The organism is Cytophagia bacterium CHB2 (assembly GCA_030263535.1).
GTDB lineage: Bacteria > Zhuqueibacterota > Zhuqueibacteria > Zhuqueibacterales > Zhuqueibacteraceae > Coneutiohabitans.
The window spans coordinates 50,123-60,925 of the sequence record SZPB01000006.1; the positions used below are offsets into that span (position 1 = coordinate 50,123).

Genomic DNA, 10,803 nt, shown 5'->3' on the forward strand with positions numbered 1-10,803 from the left:
CAGAACATGAATTACGACCCCACGCTATCTATAATTGTGGTCTCCTGGAATACACGGGACTTGCTTCGACTGTGCATTCATTCGGCGTTGGACTCACTGACTGGCATGAACGGCGAAGTCATTGTGGTGGACAATGCCTCCACCGACGGCAGTGCCGCGATGGTGCAGGAGGAGTTCTCGCATGAGCCGCGTGTTCGCCTGATGGCCAATACAGAAAATTTAGGCTTTGCCGCCGGCAATAATCAAGCATTGGCTGCAGCCAGTGGAAATATCATTGCCATCGTCAACCCTGATATCGTGCTCAACCGCGCGACCTTAGCGGCCATGCTCGAATACTTGCTGGCACATGGCCGGGTGGGGCTGGTGTCTTGCAATCTTGTGGGTTCGAATGGAAAGTCGCAATCTATTCACCGACGATTTCCTACCATACCGATCATATTTTTTGAATGGGCCCGGGTTGGCAAACATATTGACCGCTGGCTGTTGCGAAACAGATTTCATCGTCATTACCGCCTGCAGGATATGTCCCGTAAAGACGTCAAGATCATCGACCAGGCGGCTGGCGCATGCATGATGATGAGACGTGCAACCATTGAAAAAATTGGCGTGTTGTTCGATGAACGATTTCCTATTTTGGGTAACGATCTTGATCTCTGTAGGAGGATATGGAATGCTGATCTTGAAGTTCATGTACTTTTCAATGTCTCGGTGACGCACTATGGAAGCGCAAGCTTAGAACAAGTGGACGGGACATTAAAAGAATCCTGGCTATGGGAGGCTCTAAAAGTTTACTACGATCTGCATGAGCCACAATGGAAGAGATGGGCATTACGTCGTTTAATACCTCGAAAATGAAGCTTGGTATTCTCACGCGAGGCTCAGAGTTAAACGGCAGCAGCCGCCTTCGCGCCTTTCAATACACCAAACATCTCCAGAAGGTGGGCGTCGAAACACGAATTCTTGCACGAGATCAGAATCCATCTTTGCTGTTAAGATCTCAATATGTGATGAAAGCTATTTCATTGGCTGCCTGGGCGGATGTGGTCTTGCTGCAAAAACCCAATCAAGCGAATAGGTTGATTGATCTTCTTCACGCTGTCAATCCCCGCCTCGTTGTTGATTTTGATGACGCGGTTTGGGCCCTTCCGCCTGGCAAATCTGGCCCGCGTGCTCAGAAGGTTTCCCATGAATTTGGTGCCCGTTTGCGATATGCGATTAACCGGTCTCGCTTCGCCATCACTGGCAGCCATTATTTGGCAGAATGGGTTAGAAAACAATGTGTAAATTGCGATGTTACCGTCATTCCGACTTCCGTTGATCTAAATGATTATGAGCCAGTCCCAACAACCAATTCTGATGATTCGTTAACAATCGGTTGGATTGGTTCACAAGGAAATTTGCCCGACTTGACACAGGTCGTTTCAGCTCTCGTTCAGCTCTACAAAAGCCATGGCCCGAAACTAAGGGTGATCAGCAGTTGCCGGCCATCGTTGGGTGATTTAAATTTCGATTTTGAACCGTGGTCGGCTGAAACTGAAAATGAAGCGCTTCGACGGCTCGATATTGGTATTATGCCTTTGGTTGAAGATGAGCGTGCCCGAGGACGATGTGGATTCAAGGCAATTCAATATATGGCAACTGGTTTGCCAGTTATAGCTTCGCCTGTTGGAGCGGCGTGTGAAGTGATTGAACACGGCATTACAGGCTATTTTGCAGCGACTCCTGAACAGTGGTTGGCCCGGTTTAGCGAGCTTGTTGAAAACAAAACTTTGAGAACAAGGATGGGAATCAATGGCCGAAAGCGTGTTGAAAAGCACTATAGTATTCAAAGCAATCTCTCGTTACTTTTGAATACCTTCGAGAGACGACTCTCCCAATCTTGATTATTCATCTCCGTTCTGAAAATAGTATGAATATTTGCTATATCTCTAAGACGGCTATCCCGTCAACCAGAGCCGAAAGCATCTATGTGATGCAGATGTGCCAGGCGTATGCAAGCTTGGGCCACAAAGTCACCCTTCTGGTGCCGAACCATCCAATCTCGGTCGACTTGGGGAACGCAGATGTATTCTCTTTCTATGGCGTGCGCCACCCGTTTGACATCCGCAAAATACCTCTGCCTCGTTGGTGCCCTGATATGATGACTTTTGGGACGTTCTTACCATTGGCAGCATTATCTACCCAGCCGGATCTTGTCCATTCGCGTAGTGTGGCGCCTGCCTGGGGAACGACTAACTTGTTTCGCTTGCCGACCATTTTCGAGATTCACAACGCCCCTTCTGAGAATCATCGTCAAGTGAAACTGTTTAAAGAGGTTGTAACGAACCAGAATCTGCTGGCTCTTGTTGTCTTGACCAATGCTTTGGCAAACCATGTAAAGCAGCTTTTGCCCGAAAACACGCGATTATTGGTTGCGCCTGATGGCATTGATACTGCTTTGCTGTGCCGGCAAAAGTCGCCAAAGGAAGCGCGATCAGAAATTGGTATGGCACAGGAACAACGTAGGATAGTTGTTTATACGGGGCATCTTTATCCTGGGCGTGGCATTGAGCTTATCATTGAACTGGCCCAACACATGCCCGATCACTTGTTTTTGATTGTAGGAGGTCGGGATTCCGATATTACGCATTATCGTCAACAGACAAGTCATCTGAATAATTTTCATTTAGCCGGTTTTAAGTCCCCTGCACAGGTTTTCACTTATCTTCAAGCAGCAGATGCCCTCCTCATGCCTTATGCTAATAAAGTTACGTTGGCTAGTGGTGGTGATACTTCATCCTTTTGTTCCCCAATGAAGATGTTCGAATACATGGCCGCAGGTCGTCCAATTTTGGCTTCGACTCTTCCCGTCCTACAGGAAGTTCTAAAAGATGGCATAAATGCGTTCCTGTTGCCTTATGATCAACCCGAGAAGTGGATTGAGTCCCTGCGACGCTTGCAACAAGATAGCACACTGGCAGAAGACCTTGGCCGTCAAGCTCACACCGACGTGCGAGACTATACTTGGGAAATTCGAGCGAAAAGACTTTTAGAGAATTGTGGTTTTTAAAGATGAAATTTGGAGCTTTTGTCGTTACTTATAATCGCCCTACGATTTTGCAGGAAAGCATTAAATGCTTTTTGGAACAAACGCGGCCGCCTGATATAATTTTGATCGTCGACAATGGGGATCCCGAGGGAACAAAATCAGTATTAAAAGGTTTTCCCCAAGCGAAAGTCATACACGAGCTTACCGGTTCGAACCTCGGATCAGCCGGGGGCTTTGCTTATGGTGTGAAGTGGCTGTATGAGCATGGTTATGACTGGATCTATTGCGGCGATGATGACAATCCGCCAATCACCTCAGATACCCTGGAGCGACTCTTGAAGCTGGGTAGTATCTCCGATGATGTCGCTGCCGTAGGCGCTGTTGGAGCGCTTTGGGATTGGAAAAAAGGAGAAGCGCGACGTTTGTCCGATGAAATGCTGAAAGATATACTTTATGTCGATTTCATTGGACAAGGACATAGCTTTACATTGAATCGGAAAGTGGTTGAGTCGGTCGGGTTGCCCAATGGCAAACTCTTTTTTGGTTATCCAGATTTGGAATATTGTCTCAGAATACGCCGGGCCGGCTACCGTTTGCTCGTTGACGGAAAATTGATGCATGAGCATCGAGCCCGTGCCGGGCGACTCAATCTGGAATTAAAGCAGTCGCTTCTTCCTTCCCGCACTTATGACAGCATCTGGCGGAATTACTACACGACGCGCTCATATATTTTTATGATGACACAAATCTTCAAGAGATCCGACCTGGCCCGGCGCGAGACCCTCAAGGCCATGGGCAGAATTTTGATGTCTTGGAAACGTGGCCCCAAATACGGTGCGGCATTCACTGGCTATCAATTGCGCGGCGTCGTGGATGGCTATCTTGGCCGCATGGGACGCACGGTTCTGCCCAAGCCCAAAAAGGCTACGACATAACTTTAGGCGCCATAAAAATAGGGATGATTTCTTGCAGTCAACCGTGAGACATTCAATCAATCTTCTTTTCACGAGCGTGGGACGCCGAGTCGAGCTGCTTCGAGCGTTCAAAAGCGCTTATCAAGCTCTGGAGCTGGAAGGGCATATTATCGGATTAGATATCGACCCAATAGCGCCGGCCCTAAACGTCGCCGACTGCTCTTATATCGTTCCGCGCCTCAGCCATCCGGATTACCTGAAAACGCTTGTCCAAATTTGTCAGCATGAAAAAGTGGGTCTGATTTTTCCGCTGATTGATCCCGACATTCCCTTTCTGGCCAAACATCGAGAACAGCTTGCCGGGATCGGCGCTCAAGCCGTGGTTGTCCCCGCAGAAGCGGCAACGATCACCACAGACAAATGGCAAACCGGGCGTTTTTTCCGGAATTTAAATTTGGCCACACCCAGATCATGGTTGCCTGAGCAAGCGCACGCCATCGAAGTCGATTATCCCCTGTTCATCAAGCCGCGAAGCGGTAGCGCCTCCAATCACGCCTACAAAGTGAAAAATGAGAGAGAGCTGAAATTTTTCCTGGACTATGTGCCTGATCCGATCATCCAAGAATATCTCACAGGGGCGGAAATCACCAATGACGTCGTTTGCGATCTGAATGGTGAAATCATTTCCGTTGTGTCACGGCGACGCCTCGAAGTGCGCTGGGGCGAGGTGGCCAAAGGCGTCACCGTTTACGATCCCAAGGTGACCGAGGCGTGCATCACGATTGTGCAAGCTTTACACGCCATCGGTCCGATTACGGTGCAATGCATCTTGAAAGACGGCATCCCTTATTTTACTGAAATCAATGCCCGCGTCGGTGGTGGCGCGCCTTTGGGCATCGCTGCCGGAGCAGATTGGCCGAAGTGGTTCTTGGCAAAATTTGCCGGAATTCCCCTGAAGATTCCGCCTTTGGGAAGTTACCAACACGGCCTCTATTTGACCCGGTTTGACGATTCTTTCTTTTTATCTGAGACGCACGTTGAGAAAATGGCAAGCCGTCATCTTTGATCTCGATGACACCCTCTATCCGGAGCGCGACTATGTTTTGAGCGGATTTCGCAGCGTCGCGATTTGGGCGGAAACCCGCCTTGGCATTCCCGCCGCGCCAGGTTTCGCCGAATTAGAAAGGTTATTCGATCAGGGCGTGCGTGGCAAAACGTTTGATCTCTGGCTCGCCTCGCACCACCTCGAAGCGAACCGTATTATTCCGGAATTAGTTCAGGTCTACAGAAATCACGAACCCAATTTAGCGCCGTTGCCCGAAGTGGCTGCTTTGCTTTCGTCGCTGAAAAATACTTACCAGTTGGGTCTTCTCAGTGATGGCTACCTTGAAGTGCAGCAACGCAAACTTTACGCTTTACGCCTGACGCATTATTTCGATGCCGTCGTCTTTTCGGATGAATGGGGGCGCGACGCCTGGAAGCCTGCTGTCAAGCCTTTTGCAGAAATCCTGGCGCGTCTGCGGACGGAGGCCGGCGCCTCGATCTACGTCGGCGATAATCCAACCAAAGATTTTCTCGGCGCGAGGGAGCTCGGCATGTTCACGATTTGGGTCAAACTGCCGGAAGGCCTTTACACCGCACTGGAGCCGCCAACACCTGCGCATGCTCCCGATCTTACGCTGGAATCCTTAGTGGAATTGAAACCTTTCTTGGATGGCAGAATTACAAAAGCTTCCAAGTAACATGTCATTCTGGAAGAATCCTGTTTAGGCCAAGCACTGTGCTTGATATTAACAAGATCGTTTCACGATGACATTATAACCTTACGCATCACGCATTACGCTTTACGCCTTACGCTTCACGTATCTCCCTTGCGCATTCTCCAAGTCGTCCAAAAACCTCAACGCCGCGGCGCGGAAGTTTTTGCCTTTCAGCTTAGCCAAGAACTAAAACGGCAGGGACATGAGACGCGTCTCGTCTATTTATATCCGCATGAAGAGACCTGCGCTCTACCGTTGGCTCATAGTGATCGCTTGCTGAACGGCAAACCGAACCACCCATTTGAAAAATTTCCCGGCATCAATCCCTTTTTGCTGCGCCGGCTCTTGCATGCCATCGACGAATTCAAGCCCGACGTGGTGCAGGTCAACGGCGCACGGACGGTAAAATATGGCGCATTTGCCAGCTACTCATGCCGTGACGCTTCCTGGGCTTTGATTTATCGCAATATTGGCAATCCCAGTGATTGGCTTCACGGTTGGCATTACCGGATGTTTTATCAGAAGCTGGTCATGCCCAGATTGCACGGTGTGGTAGGGGTGAGCCGTAAAACGTTGCAAGCCGTCAAAGACTTCTATGGGATTTCGGTTCCCATCAAGAATATTCCACGCGCCGTCGATCCGGCGAGCCTGGTCCCAACAATATCGCGTGATACCGTGCGCCGTCAAACAAAAACTCCTAATGATGCGCCGGTGCTGATCTTTGTCGGCAGCCTGGCCCCCGAAAAACGATTAGACCGCCTTTTGCGCCTGACACAACAGGTGCGCTTGCAAATGCCAAAACTTCACCTTTGGTTGATTGGGTCTGGTCCACTGCAATCTACTTTACGGCAGCAAGCACATTCTCTTGGCATCGCAGAGAGCGTACGGTTTTTGGGCGTACAAAGCAACGTGGCGGACTATCTCAATGCCGCCGATCTTTTTGTGCTCACCAGCGATACGGAGGGAATCCCCGGCGTAATTTTGGAAGCCGGCTTATTGGGTCTTGCGGTGGTGGCTACGCGGGTCGGCGGGGTTCCGGAGTGTGTTTTGGACGGAGACACCGGAATTCTGGTTGATCGGCAGGATGAGCAGAGATTGGCCGAAGTCGTTTGCGACTTGCTGCATGATTCAGCCAGAAGACACAAACTGGGAGCACGGGCAAAAAATTGGGTTGGGGCGAACTTCACGATCGATAAAATTACCGGCGATTACGTCGAATTTTATCAACAGGTCCTGGCATTTCGCCACCGACTCGCCCCGACCATTGGCGCATTGCATCGTGAATTGGCGTGACCGGTGAAACGACTTAAAATCCTATTTGTGATCGACAGCCTGGGCGGCGGCGGTACGGAGCGGTCGCTGGCTGAGCTGTTGCCGTTTCTGATTCAGGCGGGTTTCATGCCGATCATTGCCTGCTTTTATCATCGAGAAGGGGTGGAAAGCGAAATTATCCGCCAGGGCATCGACGTGCGTTTCCTTAAAGGCAAGGGATTGTTTATCTGGGCTCGACAACTGCGTCAACTAATCAAAGGCGAGCGGCCAGATATTGTCCATACGATGCTTTCGGATGCAAATCTTGCCGGTCGCTTGGCAGCTATGGGAAGTCCCGCCGTCGTTATCAGCAGTTTGGTCAATACCCCTTATTTGCCGGTGCGCTTTCAGGACCCGAGAATCAATGTCCTGAAGTTTCGATTGGTGCAATTGGCGGATGCTCTGACGAGTCATTTGCTGACAACACATTTTCATGCAGTTTCACAGGCTGCTAAAGATGCGGCGGTCTCATCATTAAGGCTTTCACCGGAACGTATCACCGTTGTTGAACGTGGGCGTGATCCGAATCGTCTTGGTTTGCCCGATGCTGAGCGACGCTTGCAAGCCCGGCAACGGCTTCAGCTTGCCGAGCAAGACGAGGTTATCGTCAATGTCGGAAGCCATGAATATCAAAAGGGACAGAAATACCTGCTCGAGGCTTTCGCCGCGCTTTCTTCCGCGCATCCTCGTCTCGTGCTCTTAGTCGCCGGCCGCCACGGCAATTTGACGAGCGAGTTGGAAAATCTTAAAAACCACTTGGGTCTTAACGGTCAAGTGCGGTTCCTCGGTCACCGCCAGGATGTTGCAGAAATTCTCGCTGCCGCCGATCTTTTTGTTTTTCCTTCCCTGTATGAAGGACTCCCCGGCGCTGTGCTCGAGGCTATGGCCCTTGGTTTACCCATTGTCGCCTCCGACATCGCTCCGGTTCGGGAGGTTGTCGAAGAAAATCGCAACGCGGTTTTAGTTCCACCGGCCTCATCTTCGGGATTGGCAGAGGCAATAGCAAAGCTGCTTGCTGATCGCGGCAAAGCGCTCGCTTATGGCAGGCATAGCAGAAAGATTTTTGAAACCCGTTTTACTTTGCAACAAAGCGCTTCCCGCATGATCGAACTTTATCATCAAGTTGTCGCTCTGAAGTGAAAGCGCTAAAGCTACAAAACGAACATTCCAAGATTCTCATCCTGATCAAAGGCCTCGGTCTCGGCGGCGCCGAGCGTTTGATTGTGGACTCCCTGCCGTATCTAAACCGAGAGCAGTTTGATTACGAGTTTGCTTACATGTTGCCGTGGAAAGATTTTTTAGTTCCTACTATTACAAAAGCAAGCTTTCCGGTCCATTGTCTGGGCATGCAGAAGACCTGGCATTTCCCTTTAATGCAGCGGCGCTTGCAAAAGCTAATGCGAGACCGCAGATTTGACTTGATCCACGCTGATTTGCCAGTGACCGGAATTCTGGCCCGTCTCATGGGCCGCAGATTTGGAATACCGGTGATTTACACGGAGCATAATCTCCAGGAGCGATATCATCCTGTTACCCGGCGCGCCAACGCGCTGACCTTTGGTTGGAATGATTGCGTGTTGGCGGTGTCCGAGGAAGTCGCCGCCTCCATCAAGCGTTGTGGTTTGGAAAAAAAGACGACGGTGAAAACTTTGCTCAACGGCGTGCCGGTCGAACAAGTCAGAGCCGAGGCCGGCAATGTCAATGGCTTGCGCGAAGAATTTGGTATTCCAAAAAATAATCTGGTCGTCGGAACGGTGGCGGTATTTCGCCGCCAGAAACGCCTGCAAGATTGGCTCGAAGTTGCCAGTCGAATTGTGCAACAGCAAGGTAACGTTACTTTCCTTCTCGTCGGACATGGACCGGAAGAAGCGATGCTGCGGTCGAAGATCAGCGAATTGGGGATAGAAGATCGCGTCGTGATGCCAGGCTTTCGTCGGGATGGAAGGCGAGTCATGGCGTTGATGGATGTCTTTTTGATGACCTCGGAATTTGAAGGCCTGCCGATGGCTCTATTGGAAGCGATGGCTTTGGCTAAACCGGTGGTTGCTACCTCAGTCGGCGGCATTCCAGAATTGGTGAAGAATGGAGACGAGGGTTTTCTAACCCTCGTCGGTGCGGTGGATGAGTTGGCAGGTTATGCGACCAAACTTTTGGGTGATCCTCAACTGCGCCTCCGTATGGGTGAGCGAGGAGCGGTCAAGGTGGAGGAGAATTTTCACATCAAGCATCGGGTGAAGTTTATCGAGGCGCTTTATTGGGAAGTTTTGGCTGAGAAAAGAAGAACGGGAGATGGGGTGAGAGGGCGAAAAGAAGGGACGAGAATATATGTTCACGGATGAACAGAGGGAGGCAATATGGATAGGATAAACGCATAGATGCTCTCGGCTGAACTCAGCGCTTCATCAAATTCCTCCTGGCTTGGATGAAGAACATCGCCTGGATAGCGATAGGTTGTCGCATAGGGAGTGAGCAATTCAGCCGTACTCTGCAAATCTGAGAGCCGCTCGTTATAGCGCAGGGCTAATTCGATAAGAAGTCTCAAGTCGTGGGTTTTCTCAAATCTCTGGTCATGAAAGACAAGGAACGCTTTGATAGCTTTTTCGGCAGCTTGTTGGCAGTGATAGATGGCCGTGTCCAGGATGATTTCAGGCTCACGAACAAGCTTCCGCGCGGTCGCCAGATCATTTTGCGCCTTGACCAGCCAGGCATTGACCAGTTCTCGCTTTGCTTCATCCATACAGCACTCGCCCTCTTTCCATCACTTCGCTTATGAGAGAGGCATAAACGCGTTGCCCACGCTCGATCTCGGCGCGCGTATGCACGAGAATATCGATGGGGGCAGGTACACCTCGCAGGGAACGATAAGCACGAGTCGCCCGCTTGGTGGGTGTTTCATTGCTTTGGGGTACAATCACGAGCAGATCGATATCACTGTCTTCTCCAGGTTGTCCCCACACCTGCGATCCAAAGAGCAAAATTTTGTCGGGATGCAGCTCATTTACAAGCCGATGCGTAATCTCTGCAAGAAGTACCTCGTTAGTCTTACTCATTTGAGTCTGCCTGGGCTTCAGAGGTTATGATTTTTGTTTTCATGGTTCTGAATCATGTTGCGAATATAACAAAAAATTCGATTAAAGCAATTCTCATCCTAATATTTTTCGTTCATGTCTAAAAGCACAGCAGAGACTCCCGTTGAGCGAAACGCCAGCCCCCCGGAACAAACAGATCTCCGCATCTGCCGGTACAACGCCAAAGCGATCCCAGAGGTGTTGAAGCTGGTGAAAGTTACGCTCGGCAATGAGGGAGCGGTGCGCAAAACCGAGGCCTTTTGGCGCTGGAAGCATGAGGACAATCATTTCGGCTCCTCTTATGGCTTGTATGCCAGCGATGAAACCCAAGCACTGGCCGTCGGGCTGCGGGTGTTGATGCGGTGGCAATTCTGCACGAAGGACGGGCAAATGTTGCGTGCAGTTCGAGCGGTAGACACGGCCACGCATCCGGCGTATCAACGGCTGGGCATTTTTTCCAAGTTAACACGGCAAGCCGTTGAGGATTTGAAGCAAGAGGGCGTGGATTTGATTTTCAACACGCCAAATGCGCAGAGCCTCCCGGGTTATCTCAAAATGGGCTGGCAGGTTGTAGCCAAATGGCCGCTTTATATTCGCGTCTTGAAACCGATACGAATGTTGTCCCGGCGCTTTAAATCCATCCCGGCTTCGCAACAGATCATTAAATTCGAGGCGTTTTTTGCCCCGGGCATCATGACCTGGCAGGCTTTTGCGGAGCGTTA

The 10,803-nt window shown here is 50.5% G+C and carries 12 protein-coding genes; 10 read left to right on the plus strand and 2 right to left on the minus strand.

Annotation, left to right across the window (positions count from 1 at the left end; genetic code table 11):
• Window positions 1-6: 6 nt before the first annotated feature.
• The 9 genes from FBQ85_01600 (at window position 7) to FBQ85_01640 (ending at window position 9,352) form a co-directional block, all read left to right on the plus strand.
• The gene (locus FBQ85_01600) at window positions 7-855 is read left to right on the plus strand and encodes a glycosyltransferase family 2 protein (protein MDL1873858.1); all 849 of its coding nucleotides are present in this window, start codon (window positions 7-9) and stop codon (window positions 853-855) included.
• Window positions 813-1,883: a glycosyltransferase family 4 protein gene (locus FBQ85_01605; protein MDL1873859.1), complete on the plus strand. Its 1,071-nt coding sequence runs from the start codon at window positions 813-815 to the stop codon at window positions 1,881-1,883. Before FBQ85_01600 ends, FBQ85_01605 begins: the two co-directional genes overlap by 43 nt.
• A gap of 26 nt (window positions 1,884-1,909) precedes the next feature.
• Window positions 1,910-3,049, plus strand: a complete 1,140-nt coding sequence (locus tag FBQ85_01610) for a glycosyltransferase family 4 protein (GenBank protein ID MDL1873860.1) — start codon at window positions 1,910-1,912, stop codon at window positions 3,047-3,049.
• A gap of 2 nt (window positions 3,050-3,051) precedes the next feature.
• The gene (locus FBQ85_01615; protein ID MDL1873861.1) at window positions 3,052-3,963 is read left to right on the plus strand and encodes a glycosyltransferase; all 912 of its coding nucleotides are present in this window, start codon (window positions 3,052-3,054) and stop codon (window positions 3,961-3,963) included.
• Window positions 3,902-5,008: an ATP-grasp domain-containing protein gene (locus FBQ85_01620; GenBank protein MDL1873862.1), complete on the plus strand. Its 1,107-nt coding sequence runs from the start codon at window positions 3,902-3,904 to the stop codon at window positions 5,006-5,008. Before FBQ85_01615 ends, FBQ85_01620 begins: the two co-directional genes overlap by 62 nt.
• Window positions 4,947-5,684, plus strand: coding sequence for an HAD family hydrolase (locus FBQ85_01625; GenBank protein ID MDL1873863.1), 738 nt, complete (start codon window positions 4,947-4,949; stop codon window positions 5,682-5,684). Before FBQ85_01620 ends, FBQ85_01625 begins: the two co-directional genes overlap by 62 nt.
• A gap of 129 nt (window positions 5,685-5,813) precedes the next feature.
• Complete coding sequence (locus FBQ85_01630) at window positions 5,814-6,995, plus strand: glycosyltransferase (GenBank protein ID MDL1873864.1); 1,182 nt, start codon at window positions 5,814-5,816, stop codon at window positions 6,993-6,995.
• Window positions 6,996-6,998: 3 nt separating this feature from the next.
• A complete protein-coding gene (locus FBQ85_01635) occupies window positions 6,999-8,153 on the plus strand; it encodes a glycosyltransferase family 4 protein (GenBank protein ID MDL1873865.1) in 1,155 nt (384 codons plus the stop codon).
• Window positions 8,150-9,352, plus strand: coding sequence for a glycosyltransferase (locus FBQ85_01640; protein MDL1873866.1), 1,203 nt, complete (start codon window positions 8,150-8,152; stop codon window positions 9,350-9,352). Before FBQ85_01635 ends, FBQ85_01640 begins: the two co-directional genes overlap by 4 nt.
• Here the strand turns inward: FBQ85_01640 and FBQ85_01645 are convergent.
• Entirely contained in the window at window positions 9,343-9,750 is a 408-nt protein-coding gene (locus FBQ85_01645; GenBank protein MDL1873867.1) for a HEPN domain-containing protein, read from the minus strand. The genes FBQ85_01640 and FBQ85_01645 overlap by 10 nt on opposite strands.
• A complete protein-coding gene (locus FBQ85_01650; GenBank protein MDL1873868.1) occupies window positions 9,743-10,063 on the minus strand; it encodes a nucleotidyltransferase domain-containing protein in 321 nt (106 codons plus the stop codon). The genes FBQ85_01645 and FBQ85_01650 overlap by 8 nt, the downstream gene beginning before the upstream one ends.
• 114 nt (window positions 10,064-10,177) lie before the next feature.
• Between FBQ85_01650 and FBQ85_01655 the strand changes: the two genes are divergently transcribed.
• Window positions 10,178-10,803, plus strand: a 626-nt coding sequence (locus FBQ85_01655) for a GNAT family N-acetyltransferase (GenBank protein MDL1873869.1), incomplete at its 3' end; no start/stop codon positions are given.

Coding starts and splice junctions, on each gene's coding strand:
- FBQ85_01650 (MDL1873868.1), bottom strand. CDS start 10,063: ATGAGTAAGACTAACGAGGTACTTCTTGCAGAGATTACGCATCGGCTT.
- FBQ85_01610 (MDL1873860.1), top strand. CDS start 1,910: ATGAATATTTGCTATATCTCTAAGACGGCTATCCCGTCAACCAGAGCC.
- FBQ85_01620 (MDL1873862.1), top strand. CDS start 3,902: ATGGCTATCTTGGCCGCATGGGACGCACGGTTCTGCCCAAGCCCAAAA.
- FBQ85_01600 (MDL1873858.1), top strand. CDS start 7: ATGAATTACGACCCCACGCTATCTATAATTGTGGTCTCCTGGAATACA.
- FBQ85_01645 (MDL1873867.1), bottom strand. CDS start 9,750: ATGGATGAAGCAAAGCGAGAACTGGTCAATGCCTGGCTGGTCAAGGCG.
- FBQ85_01615 (MDL1873861.1), top strand. CDS start 3,052: ATGAAATTTGGAGCTTTTGTCGTTACTTATAATCGCCCTACGATTTTG.
- FBQ85_01605 (MDL1873859.1), top strand. CDS start 813: ATGGAAGAGATGGGCATTACGTCGTTTAATACCTCGAAAATGAAGCTT.